This is a genomic window from Sphingobium herbicidovorans (assembly GCF_002080435.1).
Lineage (GTDB): Bacteria > Pseudomonadota > Alphaproteobacteria > Sphingomonadales > Sphingomonadaceae > Sphingobium > Sphingobium herbicidovorans.
This window is the reverse complement of the sequence record NZ_CP020538.1, coordinates 1,209,781-1,227,650: the sequence shown is the minus strand read 5'-3', so window position 1 is coordinate 1,227,650 and position 17,870 is coordinate 1,209,781. Positions and strand designations below refer to the sequence as shown.

Sequence of the window (17,870 nt, the reverse complement as noted above, 5' to 3'; positions counted from 1 at the left end):
CTCTAATCCACCCGCCATGAACTTGCAAAGTAGCCTTGCCCTGCGCGGACCTGTCCGGCGCGCCCTGACCTGCCTGTCCGCCGGGGCAGAACGGCACTGGAAATGGCTGACCTTCCTGTTGTGGCTCGTGGCCGTGGCGTGGCTGCTCTACTCGCGCTGGCCTTCGGTCCATTGGCTGACACTCAACGATACGGACGACAATATCCGCTTCGTTCAGGTGAGGGACTGGCTGGCGGGGCAGGGCTGGTACGACCTGAGGCAGTATCGGCTGGATCCGCCCGCGGGGTTCAACATTCACTGGTCCCGCTTGGTCGATCTGCCGCTCGCTGCCCTGATGCTGTTTTTTCGCGCGTTCGTGGAGCAAGGGCTTGCCGACCGGCTCGCCTGCGCGATTGCGCCGATGATCCCGCTATTGCCGCTGATGCTGGCGCTTGGCTTCATTGCGCGGCGGCTGGCGGGGGGCAATGGCTGGATATTGGCCGCGCTTGCGCCCTTTGCCGCGCAGATGGGCATCAGCATGTTCGTGCCGATGCGCGTCGATCATCATGGCTGGCAGTTGGCGCTGGTCGTGACGATGCTGGCGGGGCTGATCGACCGCAACTGGCTGCGTGGCGGGGTGATCGCCGGAGTGAGCAGCGCGCTGTCCATCGCCATCGGCATGGAAATGATCGTCTATCTGGCGGCGGGCGGGGCGCTGATCGCGCTGCGCTGGGTGTTCAAGGAGGGGGCCGGGAGGCGGATGCTGCCCTATGCGCTGAGCCTTGCCGGATCGGTCTCTATCCTCTTCCTGCTCTTTGCCAGCTACGCCAATCGCCAGATGGTATGCGACGCGATCTCGCCTATCTGGGTCGCGATATTTGCAGCGGCAGGCGCGGGCATGACGCTGCTGGCGGTGCTGCCGCTACGTAGCTGGCCTGCCCGGCTGGCTGCTGGCGTCGTCGTTGGCGCAGCGGTCGCGGCCTTTGCCTGGCTCAACTGGCCGCAATGCCTGACGGGCGCCTATCAGATTTCGCCCGAACTGGAGCAGCTGTGGCTTTCCAACATCCGCGAAGCCAAGCCCATCACCGCGCAGGCGCGCAGCCTGGTCGTGCCGTTGATGGCGATCCCGGTGGCGGGCCTGTTCGGCCTGATCTGGGCCTTGTGGGAATCGCGCCGGGACAGCGACCGGCTGTGGGCGTGGGCGACGGTGGGGTTGATGATGCTCTTTTCCACCGCCCTGCTATTCTGGCAGTTGCGCGCGGGGCCGGCGGCGCAGTTGCTGGCGATCCCGGCGGCGGCATGGGCCGCGCATCGGGTGATCCGGGCGGTCATCTTCGGGCGGCCATTGGTCCGGCTGCTGGGCGTTGTTGCAACCGCGTTGCTCGCTACGGCGGCCTTTGCGACGCCGCTTTATCCGCAGATGAACCAGCTTTGGGCGGCGATATCCGATGAAAAGCCGAAGGCCGAGCAACCGGGCCGCAAGGCTAGGCGACAGGCGATCAACAAAGCCAATGGCCGTTGCCGGTCGTTGCCCGCGCTAGAGGTGCTGAACCAGCTTCCACCCGCCACCATATTCACCATGGTCGATCTGGGGCCGCGCATCATCGCGACGACGCATCACAGCGCGCTTGCCGGACCCTATCATCGCAACGGCAAGGTGATTCTGGACCTGCACCGTGCCTTTGACGGATCGCCCGATGCCTTCCGCCCGATCGCGGCGCGGCATCACGCCACCTACCTGCTGATCTGCCCCGGCTTCCCTGAAGGCACCATCTATCAGTCACGTAGCCCGCGCGGCTTCTACGCTGGACTGATGCGCGGGGAGACGCCTGGCTGGCTGCACCCGGTATCGCTCAAGAGTGGCTTTGCCCTGCCTTATACGCTCTATCGGATCGACTATTCAGCGCCGGGCGGCGAAGAAGTCCTTCAGCAGCGTTGAAGCCTCTGTTTCACCTATCCCGCCATAAACTTCCGGCCGGTGCAGGCATTGGGGCTGGGTGAAGAGACGTGGCCCCTGTTCTATCGCGCCGCCCTTTGCATCGGATGCGCCGTAAAAGAGGCGGGCGATGCGGGCGTGAGAAATGGCCCCTGCGCACATGGGGCAGGGTTCCAGCGTCACCCAGAGGTCACAGCCGGTGAGGCGGAAATCGCCCAGCCTGGCTGCTGCCGCGCGCATGGCGACGATTTCCGCGTGCGCCGTGGGATCGCAGTCGCGACGGTTGCGGTTTTCGCCCTCGCCGACGATCTGTCCGTCGCGGGTCACCACTGCGCCGACAGGGACTTCGCCAGCGCACTCGGCCGCGCTGGCCAGATCAAGCGCGCGGCGCATAGGCGCTGGAAGAGGGAAGGGCGGACTCATCGAGACCGCCTCTACAGCATGTTTCGCGCCTGCGGAATGATCAGGGCTTTTTGACGTCCACCGTTGGCACTTCCACCGTTTCGTTGCGCGTTCCGACTTCGACCTTTGCCACATCCGCCTGGAATTTTGGCAATTGCCCGCCTTCCACGGCGATTTTCGGCAGGCTGCCCTCCTGGGTTTTCTGCAGGTCGATGAAGCCGGTGGCGATGCCTCCGGCCAGTACCAGCAGCACAATCAGCAACAAGCCGCCAATGAGTCGCATTGCGCTCTCCTATGATCTATGCGCAACAAACGTCCCAGGGTTGGAAAGGGTTGCGAAAGCGATTCGATCCTGGGGCAGGCGGCTTGACGGGGACCGGGAATCCGGTTAGTGGCGCCGCTTTCCGAACGAACATGAACTACAAGGTTGATTGACTATGTCGCGCATTTGCGAACTGACCGGCAAGGGCCGCCAGGTGGGTCACAATGTTTCCCACGCCAATAACAAGACCAAGCGCGTGTTCCTGCCCAACCTGCAGAACGTGTCGCTCATTTCCGAGACGCTGGAAACGACCGTGAAGCTGCGCGTATCGACGCACGGCCTGCGTTCGGTCGAACATAATGGCGGCCTCGACAACTGGCTGCTCAAGACCAGCGATGAAAAGCTGTCGCTGAAGGCTCGCCGCCTGAAGCGCGACATCGTGAAGAAGCAGGCTGCCGTCGCCGCCTGATTACTTCGATTCGTTTCGGTTTAAGAAGCGGCCTGGCAACGGGCCGCTTTTTTGCGTGGCGGCTGGCGATGATGATGGTCAGCGGGAACGGAGCGCGAATTTCAGCAGCAGGGTGCGCTGGAAAAATTCGTGATTGTCGTCAGAGACGATCCAGACGATCGTCCTTCCGCCTTCGCGGGTGACCGCGATCCCTTCGAAATTGTCGGCCAGCAGCGGGGGCGCAAGCCTGGCGATGGGTCGCGCCCACAGGCGGTCGTCGGGTCTGGGCGTGACGGGCAGTTCGATGGTGGCGAGGGTGGCTGTGAACAGGCTCTTTAGCGTAACGCGGCGATTGAGCACCAGCAGGCGGCGATCATCCAGTGCGACGGCGTCGGTGGGCCTGTAGCCCCTGGGTGGCACATAGCGCAGATGCAGGGGCGATGGGGTGGCGCTGTCCGCCGGGTCTCCATCAAACAGCAGCGTGTCATGGCTGCCATCCCCGCGCATACCCATCTCTGCGATGACGAGAAAACGGCCATCCGGCAGGCGCGCCATGGATTCGATGGACCCGGTTTTCGGCCATGCCTCGATCTCTGGCCAGGTGCGGCAGGCCTCCACGCGCGAGAAGCCCGGCGCATAGCGGCAGATGCGCTGAAGCATTTCAAATCCCACCCAGTAGCGACCCGTGACCGGGTCGTGGGCCATCGCCTCCGAATCCCACGCCCACCATGGCTGGGCTGCATCCTGGCGTCGGACGGGCAGGGGCGCGATGAAGGGACGGCGGCTGTCCCGGCCCGGATGAAGCGTGAAGCCCATCAGCGTGCCGGAGTCGCTTAGCGCCAGCACCTGGCCTTCGCCCTGAACCAGAAGGGAGGAGATGCCGCCAAAGCCGCGATGGGGACTGCGCAGTTGCCACCCGCCAAGATAGTCCAGCATCCCGACACTGCGGACAGCCGGGTCCGATGCGTTCAAGGGCAGCGCCCGTGCCGTCACCAGCAGCGGGCCCGGGCCGAACAGTTCGGGCTTGTTCTTGTGCGGCGCTGGCAACAGCAGGATCGCAAGAAGCAGGACGATCAAAATTCGGCGCATCGCCTCGCCATAGGCAAATCACGCCTGCTTACCAATGGCCTTGCCGGACCAGCCCGTCCGGGTGCGGGACATGGGCCGTTTTTTGCCTGGGCAGGCGCTTGGCCGGAGAGGGGAGCAGGCCGTGGCAAGCGCGTGGACGAGCGATGGTTTTTGCTGAATGGTGGCTGACACGGCCATTCAGGCTCGGCTCAATGCGAATCAGGCAAAAAGGGTGTAATCGATGGTGCAGCCTTAACGAAAGCACCCGGATCGATGGCAAGATTTTGAGGAGCAACGCCATGAAAACCAAGTTTCTGATCAATATGGGGGCGGCGCTGGCAATGGGCGCTGCATCTTTTGCCGTGACCGCGGCTCCGGCCCAGGCGCGCGATGGCTGGGGCCGTTATGAGCGCGGCGATTATTATCGGGGCGACCGCGGCCATCGCGGTTACCGGGGCGATTATTATCGCGGCTATCGCGGCGACCGCTATTATCGGAACAATTATTATCGCGGCTACCGGGGCGGCTATCGCTGTCGCGACAACGGTACGGGCGGCACCATCATCGGTGCGATCGCGGGCGGCTTGCTCGGCAACGAAATCGGCAAGGGCAGCGGCCGTTATGGACGCGGCGACGGCACCACGGGCGCGATTGTCGGCGCAGGTGTGGGCGCGCTGGCCGGCCGGGCGATCGATCGCGATTGCTGATCGGGCTTGCGGTAATGTGAGGAAGAAGGGCTGCTCGATCGGGCGGCCCTTTTTTCATGGCGGCGGCACGATGGGAGCAGCGGGGTCGCCCGTGGCGCCTTCAATAGCCCGGTAATCAAAGAAAAGGGCCGCTCCGTCGCCGGCGCGGCCCTGTTTCCATAAAATCCCGAAAGGGAAATTACATCGCGTTCGAAACGGCGTTGTCGGCAGCGTTGCTGGCGTTTTCAGCGGCGTTCTCAGCGCTCATGGCGGCGTTTTCAGCAGCCATCATGGCGTTGTCGGCAGCGTTCACCGCGTTGTCGGCAGCGTTGTCGGCAACATTGGCGGCGTTGTCGGCATTGCCCGAGCAAGCAGCGAGGCCGAGCGACGCGGCGAAAACGAGCGAAAGAGCAATCGACTTGGACATGGGCAAACCCCTCTCAGAGAAAAAAACAGTGCAGACCACTCTCGGAGAAAAGTTCACCCCCCTTTGCGCCTGCGGGGCCGATTCGTAATGAATTGGGCTACGCATGGCAATCCCATTCATGCGACTCGCCAATTTACGGGCTTTGGCTCAGACAGATGGGGCAATCCGGGCCATTGCCATTGACGTATATAAAGATTTCTTTATATGCATGACCCATGAGCGCCGCACTCGACATTTTCAGGGCCTTGAGCGATCCGACGCGCCTGCGCATCATCTATCTGCTGCGCGCGATGGAGTTGGCGGTGGGCGAAATCGCGCAGGTCGTGGGCCAAAGCCAGCCGCGCGTGTCCCGCCATGTCCGTATCCTGGCCGAAGCGGGTCTGGTCGAGCGGCGCAAGGAAGGCAATTGGGTTTTTCTGCGGCTGGGGAAAGCGGCGGCGATCGCGCCTTTCCTGACCCTTTTCGATCAGCTGGTTCCTTCTGAAAGCGAGGATTTGTGGCAGAAGGCGGACCTGGCGCGTCTGGCGGCCGTGCGGGCGGACCGTTCGCGCGCGGCGGAAAGCTATTTCGCCGAACATGCCGAGGAATGGGACGCCATCCGGTCGATGCATGTGCCCGATGTGGATGTCGAGGCGGCGATGACGGCGCTGCTGGGCACCGAGGCGATTGGGCATCTGTTGGATATCGGCACCGGGACCGGGCGGATGATCGAGCTGTTTGGCCCGTCGGCGGAGCAGGTGACCGCGCTGGATCGCAGTCCCGACATGCTGCGGCTGGCGCGGGCGAAGCTGCCGCACGATGCCGGGGATAAATATGCGCTGGTGCTGGGCGACTTTGGCGCGCTTCCGTTGGAGGCGGGAAGCATTGACACGGTGGTGCTGCACCAGGTTCTGCACTATGCGCAGGCGCCCGAAACGGTAATTGCCGAGGCGGCGCGGGTCATGGCGGCGGGCGGCCGGGTGCTGATCGCTGACTTTGCCGCGCATGAGAGGGAAGAGCTGCGGTTGCGCGATCAACATGCGCGGCTTGGCTTTTCCGACGAGCAGATCGAAAGCTGGTTCGCGCAGGCGGGCCTGGAACTGGAACGGGTGGAAGTGCTGCCCGGCCAGGAATTGACGGTGCAATTATGGCTGGGGCGGCGTCTTGGCGCGCGCATCCTGCGACATGAAGGACGACTTTCCGCATGACACTTTCCTTCCCCTCCGTCGAAGAGGCCGCGCGGGCTTGGCAAGCGCCGCTCTATGCGGACCTTGCGGGCGACCTGAATGTGAGCTTCGAATTTTTCCCGCCCAAGACGGAGAAGATGGAAGAGCAGCTTTGGTCGGCGATCGAGACGCTGACGCCGCTGGCGCCGAAGTTCGTGTCGGTGACCTACGGTGCGGGCGGATCGACGCGGGAGCGGACGCATAACACGGTGGCGCGGATCGCGAAGGAAACGCCCCTCTCCGCCGCCGCGCACCTGACCTGCGTCGCTGCGAGCAAGGCCGAGATTGACGAGGTGGTGGACGCCTATTGGGACGCGGGCGTGCGCCATATCGTCGCGTTGCGCGGCGATCCGCCGGAAGCGGGCAAGCATTTCGAGCCGCATCCGGAAGGCTATAAGGGCGCGGCGGAACTGGTCGAAGGGCTGCGCAAGCGGCACCCCTTCGAGATTTCGGTGGCGGCCTATCCCGAGACGCACCCCGATGCGGCCAGCGCCCAGAGCGATATCGACAATCTGAAGCGCAAGCTGGACGCGGGCGCGAGCCGGGCGATCACGCAATTCTTCTTTGAGCCGGAAACCTTCTTCCGCTTCCGCGACACGGTGGCGGCGGCGGGGATCGACGCGGAGATCATTCCGGGGATCATGCCGGTCAGCAATTTCGCGGCGGTCCAGCGCATGTCGGCCATGTGCAATACGGACGTGCCAGGCTGGATGGGCAAGCTGTTCGAAGGGCTGGACGACCTGCCCGCCGCGCGACAGCTGGTGTCGGCGACGCTGGCGGCGGAACTGTGCCGCAAGCTCTATGCGGGCGGCGTGCGCGACTTCCATTTCTATACGCTCAACCGGGCCGAGCTGAGCTATGCGATCTGCCATCTGCTTGGGCTTAGGCCGGCATGAGCCCTTCGACAGGCTCAGGGCGAACGGAGTTTTGAGATGAACGCTGAACAAAGATTCCGCGCCGTGGCTGCGGAGAAGATCATGATTTTCGACGGCGGCTATGGCACGTCGATCCAGAAGCATGGGCTGACCGAGGCGGATTATCGCGGGTCGCTCGATCTGGCGAAGGACCAGAAGGGCAATAACGACCTTCTGTGCCTGACCCGGCCGGATATCGTCGAGGGCATCCATACCGCCTATCTCGATGCGGGCGCCGACATGATCGAGACGAACACCTTTTCGTCCACCAAGATCGCGATGGCCGATTATGGCTGCGAGCATCTGGTGCGGGAGATCAACATCGCGGCTGCGCAGATCGCTCGCAGGGCGTGCGAGGCGGCCACGGCGAAGGATGGGCGGCCGCGTTTCGTGGCGGGCTCCATCGGGCCGACGAACAAGACGCTTTCGATCTCGCCGGATGTGAACGACCCGGCCTATCGCGAGGTCGATTATGATACGTTGAAGGCCGACTATCGCGAGCAGTGCGATGCGCTGATCGAGGGCGGGGTAGACTTTCTGCTGGTCGAAACCTGCTTCGATACGCTGAACGCCAAAGCGGCGGGCATGGCGGCGCGGGAGGCCGAGGCGGCGGCGGGGCGGCCGGTGCCGCTGATGCTGAGCTTTACGATTACCGACATGTCCGGGCGCAACCTGTCGGGGCATACGATCAATGCCTTCTGGTATTCGCTGCGGCATTTGAAGCCGCTGACCATCGGGGTGAATTGCGCCTTTGGGGCGGACTTGCTGCGGCCTTATCTCAGCGAACTGGCGAAGAATGCCGATACGCTGATTTTGGCCTATCCCAATGCGGGGCTGCCCAATGAGCTAGGGCAATATGACGAGTTGCCGGAAACGACCGCTTCGCTGATCCGCCAGTGGGTAGATGAGGGGCTGGTGAATATGGTCGGCGGCTGCTGCGGCACGACGCCCGCGCATATCGGTGCGGTGGCGAAGGCGCTGGCGGGGCATAAGCCCAGGCAAGTGCCGGAACTGCCGGTGGTGACGCGGTTGGCCGGGCTGGAGCCCATGCACATCGCGGCATAAGTTTTAGCCCTCTCCCCTTGGGGAGGGGGTTGGGAGAGGGGGCGGGCGCTTCCTCTTCAGGATGACAACTGAGGGGTGGCGCATCTCCCCCTCTCCCCGGCCCTCTCCCTAAGGGGAGAGGGGGAAGGCATTGAAATGACCACGCAATCCACCGCCACTTTCGTCAACATCGGTGAACGCACCAACGTCACCGGATCGGCCAAGTTCAAGAAGCTGATCATGGCGGGCGATTACGCCGCGGCCATCGATATCGCGCGCGATCAGGTCGAAAATGGCGCGCAGATCGTCGACGTCAACATGGACGAAGGGCTGCTCGACGCGGTCGAGGCGATGACGACCTTCCTCAAGCTGATGACGTCGGAACCGGACATCAGTCGCGTGCCGGTGATGATCGACAGTTCCAAATGGGAAGTGATCGAGGCGGGGCTGAAATGCGTGTCCGGCAAGCCGATCGTCAATTCGATCAGCATGAAGGAGGGCGAAGAGGCCTTTCTGGGCCATGCCCGCAAATGCATGGCCTATGGCGCGGCGGCGGTTATCATGGCCTTTGACGAGAGGGGCCAGGCCGACACGAAGGAGCGCAAGGTCGAGATTTGCGAGCGGGCCTACAAGCTGCTGATGACCATCGGCTTTCCGCCCGAGGACATCATCTTCGACCCCAATATTTTCGCGGTGGCGACGGGGATCGAGGAGCATAATAATTACGGCGTTGATTTCATCGAGGCGTGCCGGGAGATCAAGGCGCGCTGCCCGCATGTCCATATTTCGGGCGGGCTGTCGAACTTCTCCTTCTCCTTCCGTGGCAATGAGCCTGTGCGTCGGGCGATGCATTCGGTGTTCCTGTACCACGCCATTCCCGCGGGGCTGGACATGGCGATCGTCAATGCGGGGCAGCTCGACGTTTACGACGCGATCGACCCGGCGCTGCGCAAGGCGTGCGAGGATGTGCTGCTGAACACCGATCCCGAGGCGGGCGACCGGCTGGTTGCGCTGGCCGAAAGCTACAAGGGCAAGGATGCTGCGTCGGAAAAGGCGGCGCAGGAATGGCGCGGCTGGCCGGTCGCCAAGCGGCTGGAACATGCGCTGGTCAAGGGCATCGACATGTATGTGGTCGAGGATACGGAGGAAGCGCGACTTTCCGCCGTCAAACCGATCGAGGTGATCGAAGGTCCGCTGATGGACGGCATGAATGTCGTGGGCGACCTGTTCGGCGCGGGCAAGATGTTCCTGCCGCAGGTGGTGAAGTCAGCGCGCGTCATGAAGAAGGCGGTCGCGCACCTGCTGCCCTTCATCGAGGCGTCGAAGGAACCGGGCGCCAAGGGCAAAGGCAAGATCATCATGGCGACGGTCAAGGGCGACGTCCATGACATCGGCAAGAATATTGTCGGCGTCGTGCTTCAGTGTAACGGCTTTGATGTGGTCGACATGGGCGTCATGGTGCCCTGGCAGGACATCATCAAGGCGGCGAACGAGAATGACGCCGACATGATCGGGCTTTCCGGCCTCATCACCCCCTCGCTGGACGAGATGGTGACGGTGGCGCAGGAAATGCAGCGGGCCGGGATGACCATGCCTTTGCTGATCGGCGGCGCGACCACCTCTCGCGTGCACACCGCGCTGCGCATCGACCCGGCGTTCGAGGGGCCGGTGGTGCATGTGCTGGACGCCAGCCGCGCCGTGGGCGTGGCGACGGCGCTTGTATCGGAGACGCAGAAGGACGACTTCGTCCGCAAGACCAAGGACGATTATGAGCATGTCCGCGTCGCCCGCGCCAACAAGGGGCAGAGCGCGCTGGTCAGCATCGAGGATGCCCGCGCCAACGCTTTCGAGATCGATGAGAGCCTGAAGCCCGGCAAGCCGCGCCTGCCCGGCGTGCATCGCTTCCCGGACTGGGACCTGAAGGATCTGCGCGACTATATCGACTGGACGCCATTCTTCCGGGCGTGGGAACTGGCGGGCAATTATCCCGCCATCCTTTCAGACGAGGTAGTGGGCGAAAGCGCGACCAGCCTGTTCAAGGACGCGCAGGCGATGCTCGACCGCATCATCGACGAGAAGTGGCTGACCGCGCGCGGCGTGTGCGGCCTGTGGCCCTGCCGCCGTGAGGGCGATGACATCATCGTCCATGTCGAGGATGAAAAGCATGTCCGCCTGCCGATGCTGCGCCAGCAGATCGCCAAGCGGGAAGGGCGCGCGAACATGTGCCTGGCGGATTTCATCAGCCATGACGGCGACTGGATGGGCGGCTTTGCCGTGTCGATCCATGGCATCGAGCCGCATCTGGCGCGGTTCAAGGCGGCGATCGACGATTATTCGGACATCCTGCTCAAGGCGCTGGCTGATCGGCTGGCCGAAGCCTTTGCCGAGCGGTTGCACCATTATGTCCGCACGGCGCTGTGGGGCTATGCGGAAGGCGAGCAACTGACCAACGAGGCGCTGATCAAGGAGCAATATCGCGGCATCCGCCCGGCTCCCGGCTATCCGGCCTGCCCGGAGCACAGCCTGAAGCCGCTGCTGTTCGACATGCTGGATGCGCATCATGCGACGGGCATCACGCTGACGGAAAGTTTTGCGATGCTGCCGACCGCGGCGGTCAGCGGCTTTTATTTCGGGCATCCGCAGGCGGAATATTTCGGCGTAGCGCGGGTCGGGCGCGATCAGCTGGAAGATTATGCGCAGCGGCGCGGTGTGGATCTGGAAACGGCGGAGCGCTGGTTGCGGCCCAATCTGGACTGAGGGACGGCGGGGGAACCGCCGTCCTGCGCGTCTCGCTACCGCTTTTCGTGATTGGCGGCGACCGCCTTGGCGACCGCCTGCATCAGTTCCCAACGCGCGGGTATGGGTTCGGTCGTGCTGCCGATCATAACCGCCACAGCATAGCTGGTGCCGTCGGGCGCGGTCATGATGCCGACATCATTGTAGCCGGTCGAGCGCGCGCCCAATACCTGGCCGGTGCCGGTCTTGTGCATATAGCGCCATCCCGCCGGTACGCCGCCCTTGATCCGTTGCGGTCCGGTTTTCGCCTCGCTCATGATCGACATCAGCAACTGGGACGATGCGGGGGAGAGCATGTCGCCTTCCTTCAGCTTCGCCAGCGCGTGCACGATGGCCGAAGGCGCTGCTCCGTCGGGCGGGCTGGCCAGATAATTGTCGAGCGCCCTTTTGCGCGCTTCGATGGGCAGCCGGGCGCGGGCCGCATAGAAATTGCGGCCTATCGAATAATCCTGCCGCCATTCCAGGCCCGCTGCGGTCGCCTGCAGCAACCGTTCGCCGGGGCCGAAGCGGACATCCTTTATAAAACGGCGGGCGAGATAGGAGCGCACGGCCTCCGGCCCGCCGACAGAGCGCAAGAGCGTGTCGTTCGCCGTATTGTCGCTGTTCATCATGGCGCGACGCATGAGGTCGGAATAGCTGGTGGTCCATCCGCTGCTTCCGACAAGCCCGGCGGACGGCTGATGGAAAAGGGTAAGATCCTTGCGGGTGATCGTGGTCGTGTCGGACAGGCGGAACTTGCCGCGATCGACCGCATCGAGGACGGTCATCGACACCCAGAGTTTCGACACGCTTTGCTGCGGGAAGAGAAGGTTGCCGTTCCAGGCGACGGTCCAGTCGCTGCCAATACGGCGGACCGCGATGCCAACCTTTCCGTTGAAGCTTTGACCAAGGTTGCGGACCACGCTGACCAAAGCGGGCGGCGGCGTTTCGCGCTGATCGACGGCGAGCGCCTGATAGGGCTTGGGCGGATTGGCGACCGGCTTGATCGGGAAGGTCGATGTCGTTGGTTGCACCCGCTGCGTGGCGCGAGCCTGCGGTTCTCCGGGCGCGCTGACACAAGCCGAAAGCGCTGCGATCAACAAGACGAGGCGGGCCGTACCGCCATCAGGACGCAACCCGCGCCCGTTATTTCCATCACTCATTTTCGTCCCCGCTCTCCCACCACTCTCTTCGTGGCGCGGGTGTTCTGGCTGGCAAGGTTCATGCGACGAATGATTCCACAATTGCGATGTAAGGAGCATGAACGGCCTGCTCCTTGCGCTCAGTCAAGGTTAAGGCGCTACGCCTATGAGGGTGCAATGATTGGCGAATTTCTGAATAGGCGGACGCTGCTGCTGAGCGGAGCGGCTGCGGCAGGTTGGGCGATGCTGGGCGGTCCGGCGCTGGCCGCGCCCTTCACATCGCGGCGGATCGCGGTGACGGTTCGGGGCACGGGGCGCGATGTGCTGTTGATCCCCGGGCTGGGGAGCGGGCCGGGCATCTGGAACGGGACGATGGCGGCCGTGCCGGGCTATCGGTGGCATCTGATCCATGTGCGCGGGTTTGCCGGGCTGGCGGCGGACGCCAACGCCTCGGGACCGCTGGTCCAGCCGCTTGCTGATGAAATCGCCCGCTATATCGGCGCGGCGGGGCTGGCGCGTCCGGCGATCGTCGGTCATTCCATGGGCGGCACGCTGGCCATGATGCTGGGACTGAAGGGGCTGGCCGGGCGGCTGATGGTCGTCGATATGCTGCCCGAAGGCGCGGCCATGGTCGGCGGCACGGCGCAGGGCATGGGCTATCTGGCCGACCAGATCAGCCAGTATTTTACCGGGACCAAGGCGGGGCGCGCCTATCTGGGGCAGATATTGGCGCAGGCGCCGGGCGCCAGGGGGAGCGACCCGGACGTGATTGCCAACGCGCTTCGGGATCTGGCGAATGTCGATCTTGGGCCACAACTTGCGCGCATCGATGCGCCAATGGATGTGGTTTATGCGGTGGGGTCCGACCCGGCGCAGGCGAATGCGATCAGCCGCAATTTCCGCGCCGCCTACGCCGCCAAGAAGGGAGTGAGGCTGTTGCCGATCGGTCCCAGCGGGCATGTCGTGATGGCTGATCAGCCCAGCCGCTTTGCGGCTATGATCAAGGATTTCCTGCGGGCGTGATCAGGGCGCCAGCACGGTATCAACAGCCGCTGGCAGCATGTCGGGATAATCAAGCGTGTAGTGCAATCCCCGGCTCTCCTTCCGCTTGAGCGCCGAGCGGACGACCAGCCGCGCGACTTCCAGCAGGTTGCGCAGTTCGATCAGGTCGGGCGTCACGCGGAAATGGCCGTAATATTCGTCCACCTCCTTGGCGAGCAGGTCGATGCGGTGCTGCGCCCGCTCCAGCCGCTTGGTGGTGCGCACGATACCGACATAATCCCACATGAAGCGGCGAATTTCCTTCCAGTTATGCTGGACGATGACCTCTTCGTCGGAATTAGTGACGCGGCTTTCATCCCATGGGAGGACCGGCGGGGGCGGGGGCAGGCTGTCCCAGTTGGCCCGGATATGCCGCGCGGCTGCTTCGCCGAAGACGAGGCATTCGAGCAGCGAGTTGGAAGCCAGGCGGTTTGCGCCATGCAGTCCGCTTTCAGTGACTTCCCCTGCGGCATAGAGGCCGGGCAGGTCGGTGCGGCCGTCAAGGTCGATCACCACCCCGCCGCAGGTATAATGCTGGGCGGGAACGACCGGGATCGGTTCCTTGGTGATGTCGATGTCCAGGTCCAGCAGCCGCGTGTAAATGGTTGGAAAATGCTGGCGGACAAATTCGGGCGGCTTGTGGCTGATGTCGAGATGGACATAGTCGAGGCCGAGCCGCTTGATTTCATGGTCGATCGCGCGGGCGACGATATCGCGCGGGGCCAATTCGCCGCGTGGGTCGAAACGGTCCATGAAACGCTGTCCGCCGCCGGGGACGCCGGGGGGCAGCTTCAGATGCCCGCCTTCGCCGCGCACGGCTTCGGTGATCAGGAAATTCTTGACCTCCAGATTATAGAGGCAGGTGGGGTGAAACTGGTTCATTTCCATGTTGGAAACGCGGCAACCCGCGCGCCAGGCCATGGCGATGCCATCGCCGGTCGCTCCACGCGGCGCTGTTGAAAAGAGGTAGGTGCGCCCTGCGCCGCCAGTGCAGAGGACCGTTGCCTTCCCCAGCAGGGCATCGACATGCTTGGTCTTTTTATTAAAGGCGTAGACGCCCCAGACATGGCCGTCGCCCGAATAGCGTTCGCCATGGCGGCTGGTGATGAGGTCGATGGCGACCAGATCCTCCAGCAGCGTGATGTTGGGATTGGCGCGTGCGGCCTTGAGCAACGCGACCTGAACCGCGTGGCCGGTGGCGTCGTCGACATGGACGATGCGGCGGTGGCTGTGCCCGCCCTCGCGTGTCAGGTGCCAGCGTTCGCCAAATTCGTCGCCGCCGTTGAAGGGCACGCCAAGCTGAGCCAGCCGTTCGATCGCAGCCGGGGCTTCGGAAACGACGAACTCCACCGTTTCGCGATTGTTGAGGCCAGCGCCCGCAACCATCGTATCTTCGATATGCGCTTCGAAACTGTCGCCCCCGTCAAGCACCGCGGCAATGCCGCCCTGCGCCCAATTGGTCGAGCCGCTGTCGAGCGCGGCCTTTGCCAGCACCACCACCTTGCGGTCCTGAGCCAGGTTGATCGCGGCGGTAAGACCGGCGGCGCCGGAGCCGATGATGACGACGTCATGAGAGGTGGTGGGCATATTCGATACTCTCCCCTCCTGCTAGCGGGAGGGGCCGGGGGTGGGCAGTTGCGGGAGCGCTGCCCCGATATGTGACAGCACGCCTTCGATGTTCGTCAGCACATCTGCATTGGTGAAGCGCAAAATGGAATAGCCTTGGCTGCGGCAATAGCTATCGCGGCGCGCTAGCCCCCTCCGCCAACGGGAGGGGGAATGTGACTTTCTTCCGTCACTAGGCAGGCGTTGTCAGGCTGAGGAACACATCCTCCAGATCGGGATCGCGCGTCACGACATCGACGATGGATAGGCCGCTCGCCTGCACGGCGTTCAGCACCTGACCCGCGTTGGCGCGGTCCTTCATATAGGTGATCGTCAGCGTACGTGGGTCCGAAAGCTCCACCTTCTCGAAACAGGGCCCGCTCGGCGCCGTGGCGATGTCGCGATCGACGGTGACCTGCACCACCTTTTCCTGCGCCATCGCGATCAACTCGCGCGTCGGTTTGTCAGTGATGACGCGGCCGTGGTTGATGATGCCGATCCGGTCGCACAGCTCCTCGGCTTCCTCAAGATAGTGCGTCGTCAGCACGATCGTCACGCCGAGCGCGTTGAGTTCGCGCACATATTCCCAAAGCTGCTGGCGAAGCTGCACATCGACACCCGCGGTGGGTTCGTCCAGCACCAGGATGGGCGGGCTGTGCACCATCGCCTTCGCCACCAGCAGCCGTCGCTTCATGCCGCCGGACAGGGTGCGGGCATAGGCGTGGGCCTTGTCCTCCAGATGGACGGCGCGCAGCAATTCCATCGAGCGCCGCCGTCCCTTGGGCACGCCATAATAGCCCGCTTGATTTTCCAGTGTTTCGAAAGGTGTGAAAAAGGGGTCGAAGACGATCTCCTGCGGCACGATGCCGATCGAATTCTTGGCGTTGCGGGGGTTCTGGTCGATGTCGAAGCCCCAGATCCTTGCCGACCCGCTGGTCTTGTTCACCAGTCCGGCGAGGATGTTGATCGTCGTCGACTTGCCCGCGCCATTGGGGCCGAGCAGGCCGTAAATCTGGCCGCGCGGGATCGACAGGCTGATGTCGTCCAGTGCGCGCTTGCCGCCCGCATAAACCTTGGTGAGGTGGCTGATTTCGATGGCTGGGGGGATAGCGTCGGTCATGGCTGCCTATTGTGGGGAAGGCACGGCCGAAAGGAAAGAGCCATGCCCCTCAGAAGTCGCCGGAAATGTCTACGGGGCCAGCGGCTACCGATCGCGCGTTACGAAGTCGGCGAGGGTGCGCGAGTAAAGCTGATGTTCGGCGATCAGAATGCGGGCGGCCAGCGTGTCGGCGCTGTCGCCGGGCAGGATGGCGACTTCCGTTTGGGCCAGCACGGGGCCGTCATCCAGTTCGCTGGTCACGACATGGACTGAGCAGCCCGCATGGCTGTCGCCTGCGTCCAGTGCCTTTTGATGCGTATCGAGGCCCTTATATTTCGGCAGCAGGCTGGGATGGATGTTCAGCATCCGGTTTTCCCAGCCGGCGACGAATTCAGCCGAAAGCAGGCGCATGTAACCGGCGAGGACCACATATTCGGCGCCTGCCCGGCGCAGCTGCGCGTCGATGATCCGGTCGAACTCGGCGCGCTTGAGGCCCTTGTGGCTTTGCGCGAAGGTGGGGACGCCTTCGGCCTGCGCCAGCGTGAGGCCAGCGGCTTCAGGATCATTGGCGGCGACCAGCACGATCTCATAGGGGCAGGAGGGGTGCTTGGCGGCGTAGAGCAGCGCCGCCATGTTGGACCCGCGCCCGGAGATCAGAACGCCGACTTTGGCTTTCACTTGCACAATCTCCGTTCGGTTCCAGCGAAGTCGAAAACGCTCAAGGCAGGGCCTTAACCCAGATGCGTCGCGGTCCAGTCGGCCTTTGCGCTCCAGGTTTCCTGCGATCCTTTGACGGTGCAGCCCTTCTCGCCCGCCTCGACCATGCCCACGCGGATCACGGTTTCGCCTGCCGCTTCCAGTTCCGCCGCAACCGCATCCGCTACGCCCGCATCGACCGCAAGCACCATGCCGACGCCGCAGTTGAACGTGCGCGCCATCTCTTCCGGCTCGATATGGCCCTGGGCCTGGAGGAAGGCCATCAGCCGTGGCTGTTCCCAACCGTCCGCATCGACCACGGCATGGCAGCCATCGGGCAGCACGCGCGGGATATTTTCCAGCAGGCCGCCGCCCGTGATATGGGCAAGCGCATTGATTTTGCCGTCGCGCACCAGCGGCAGCAGCGCCTTCACGTAGATGCGCGTCGGGGCCATCAGCGCGTCGATCAGCAGCACTTCATTGTCGAAGATCGCCGGGCGGTCGAGCTTCCACCCCTTGTCGGCGGCAAGGCGGCGGACAAGCGAGAAGCCGTTGGAATGCACGCCCGACGAGGTGAGGCCGAGCAGCACGTCGCCCGCCTTCACCCGATTGCCGGTCAGCGCCCTGGCCCGTTCCACCGCGCCGACGCAGAAGCCGGCGAGGTCATAGTCTCCGGCGGCGTACATGCCCGGCATTTCCGCCGTTTCGCCGCCGATGAGGGCGCAGCCGGCCTGCTTGCAGCCTTCTGCGATGCCAGCGATGACGCGCTCGGCGACGCCGCTCTCCAGCTTTCCGGTGGCGTAATAGTCGAGGAAGAAGAGCGGCTCTGCGCCCTGCACGATCAGGTCGTTGGCGCACATGGCGACCAGGTCGATGCCGACGCCGTCATGGCGGTCATGGTCGATGGCGAGCTTCAGCTTGGTGCCGACGCCGTCATTGGCCGCGACCAGCAGCGGATCGTCATAGCCAGCGGCCTTCAGGTCGAAGAAGCCGCCAAAGCCGCCCAATTCGGCGTCCGCTCCGGGGCGGCGCGTCGCCTTGGCAAGGGGGGCGATGGCGCGGACCAGCGCATTGCCTGCCGCGATGTCCACGCCAGCCTTGGCGTAGCTGTAGGATTCGGTGTCGCTCATGCTCGCGCCCC

17 protein-coding genes and 1 pseudogene are annotated in these 17,870 nt (G+C 63.8%); 8 read left to right on the top strand and 10 right to left on the bottom strand.

Translation table 11 applies throughout. The annotated features are described in order from the left end of the window. Positions 1-16: 16 nt before the first annotated feature. Positions 17-1,918, top strand: coding sequence for a hypothetical protein (locus B6S01_RS05935; protein WP_037464844.1), 1,902 nt, complete (start codon positions 17-19; stop codon positions 1,916-1,918). Here the strand turns inward: B6S01_RS05935 and B6S01_RS05930 are convergent. Together B6S01_RS05930 and B6S01_RS05925 are read right to left on the bottom strand one after the other, a co-directional pair. Continuing rightward, entirely contained in the window at positions 1,880-2,338 is a 459-nt protein-coding gene (locus B6S01_RS05930) for a nucleoside deaminase (protein ID WP_037464846.1), read from the bottom strand. The two genes, B6S01_RS05935 and B6S01_RS05930, sit on opposite strands and share 39 nt — an antisense overlap. A 40-nt stretch (positions 2,339-2,378) precedes the next feature. Next, the gene (locus B6S01_RS05925; RefSeq protein ID WP_037464849.1) at positions 2,379-2,600 is read right to left on the bottom strand and encodes a hypothetical protein; all 222 of its coding nucleotides are present in this window, start codon (positions 2,598-2,600) and stop codon (positions 2,379-2,381) included. A gap of 154 nt (positions 2,601-2,754) precedes the next feature. Between B6S01_RS05925 and rpmB the strand changes: the two genes are divergently transcribed. Further along, a complete protein-coding gene (gene rpmB / locus B6S01_RS05920) occupies positions 2,755-3,048 on the top strand; it encodes a 50S ribosomal protein L28 (RefSeq protein ID WP_037464852.1) in 294 nt (97 codons plus the stop codon). Between the two features lie 78 nt (positions 3,049-3,126). On the opposite strand, the gene B6S01_RS05915 is transcribed toward rpmB, so the two are convergent. Further along, positions 3,127-4,116, bottom strand: coding sequence for an esterase-like activity of phytase family protein (locus B6S01_RS05915; protein ID WP_037464855.1), 990 nt, complete (start codon positions 4,114-4,116; stop codon positions 3,127-3,129). A 278-nt stretch (positions 4,117-4,394) separates the two neighbouring features. Here B6S01_RS05915 and B6S01_RS05910 point away from each other — a divergent pair, with 278 nt between their 5' ends. Continuing rightward, positions 4,395-4,802, top strand: a complete 408-nt coding sequence (locus tag B6S01_RS05910; RefSeq protein ID WP_037464857.1) for a glycine zipper 2TM domain-containing protein — start codon at positions 4,395-4,397, stop codon at positions 4,800-4,802. A gap of 178 nt (positions 4,803-4,980) precedes the next feature. On the opposite strand, the gene B6S01_RS05905 is transcribed toward B6S01_RS05910, so the two are convergent. Then, complete coding sequence (locus B6S01_RS05905) at positions 4,981-5,208, bottom strand: hypothetical protein (RefSeq protein WP_037464859.1); 228 nt, start codon at positions 5,206-5,208, stop codon at positions 4,981-4,983. Between the two features lie 215 nt (positions 5,209-5,423). On the opposite strand from B6S01_RS05905, the gene B6S01_RS05900 reads away from it, so the two are divergent. From B6S01_RS05900 to metH, 4 genes are all read left to right on the top strand, one after another. Next, positions 5,424-6,395 (top strand): ArsR/SmtB family transcription factor, encoded by a 972-nt coding sequence (locus tag B6S01_RS05900; protein WP_037464862.1) that lies wholly within the window; start codon positions 5,424-5,426, stop codon positions 6,393-6,395. Then, entirely contained in the window at positions 6,392-7,309 is a 918-nt protein-coding gene (gene metF / locus B6S01_RS05895) for a methylenetetrahydrofolate reductase (protein ID WP_037464866.1), read from the top strand. Before B6S01_RS05900 ends, metF begins: the two co-directional genes overlap by 4 nt. Positions 7,310-7,345: 36 nt before the next feature. Next, positions 7,346-8,392, top strand: a complete 1,047-nt coding sequence (locus B6S01_RS05890) for a homocysteine S-methyltransferase family protein (RefSeq protein WP_037464869.1) — start codon at positions 7,346-7,348, stop codon at positions 8,390-8,392. A gap of 135 nt (positions 8,393-8,527) precedes the next feature. Further along, positions 8,528-11,128 (top strand): methionine synthase, encoded by a 2,601-nt coding sequence (gene metH, locus B6S01_RS05885; RefSeq protein ID WP_037464872.1) that lies wholly within the window; start codon positions 8,528-8,530, stop codon positions 11,126-11,128. 35 nt (positions 11,129-11,163) lie between these two features. On the opposite strand, the gene B6S01_RS05880 is transcribed toward metH, so the two are convergent. Next, positions 11,164-12,309 carry a serine hydrolase gene (locus B6S01_RS05880; RefSeq protein WP_037464876.1) on the bottom strand — a complete coding sequence of 382 codons (1,146 nt, stop codon included), beginning with the start codon at positions 12,307-12,309 and terminating at the stop codon, positions 11,164-11,166. Between the two features lie 156 nt (positions 12,310-12,465). On the opposite strand from B6S01_RS05880, the gene B6S01_RS05875 reads away from it, so the two are divergent. After that, the gene (locus B6S01_RS05875; RefSeq protein ID WP_037464879.1) at positions 12,466-13,311 is read left to right on the top strand and encodes an alpha/beta fold hydrolase; all 846 of its coding nucleotides are present in this window, start codon (positions 12,466-12,468) and stop codon (positions 13,309-13,311) included. Here the strand turns inward: B6S01_RS05875 and nadB are convergent, their stop codons facing one another. The 5 genes and pseudogenes from nadB to purM all read right to left on the bottom strand — a co-directional run bounded on the left by nadB (position 13,312) and on the right by purM (position 17,859). Next, positions 13,312-14,916 (bottom strand): L-aspartate oxidase, encoded by a 1,605-nt coding sequence (gene nadB, locus B6S01_RS05870; RefSeq protein ID WP_037464882.1) that lies wholly within the window; start codon positions 14,914-14,916, stop codon positions 13,312-13,314. A gap of 21 nt (positions 14,917-14,937) precedes the next feature. Continuing rightward, on the bottom strand, positions 14,938-15,039 hold the full coding sequence (locus tag B6S01_RS21575) for a hypothetical protein (RefSeq protein WP_234810790.1): 102 nt from the start codon (positions 15,037-15,039) through the stop codon (positions 14,938-14,940). Positions 15,040-15,127: 88 nt separating this feature from the next. After that, the gene (locus B6S01_RS05860) at positions 15,128-16,054 is read right to left on the bottom strand and encodes an ABC transporter ATP-binding protein (protein ID WP_037464885.1); all 927 of its coding nucleotides are present in this window, start codon (positions 16,052-16,054) and stop codon (positions 15,128-15,130) included. A gap of 87 nt (positions 16,055-16,141) precedes the next feature. Beyond that, positions 16,142-16,666: pseudogene (gene purN / locus B6S01_RS05855) on the bottom strand (phosphoribosylglycinamide formyltransferase); the annotation flags it as partial. A 98-nt stretch (positions 16,667-16,764) separates the two neighbouring features. Next, the gene (purM, locus tag B6S01_RS05850) at positions 16,765-17,859 is read right to left on the bottom strand and encodes a phosphoribosylformylglycinamidine cyclo-ligase (protein ID WP_037464888.1); all 1,095 of its coding nucleotides are present in this window, start codon (positions 17,857-17,859) and stop codon (positions 16,765-16,767) included. Positions 17,860-17,870: the final 11 nt, after the last annotated feature.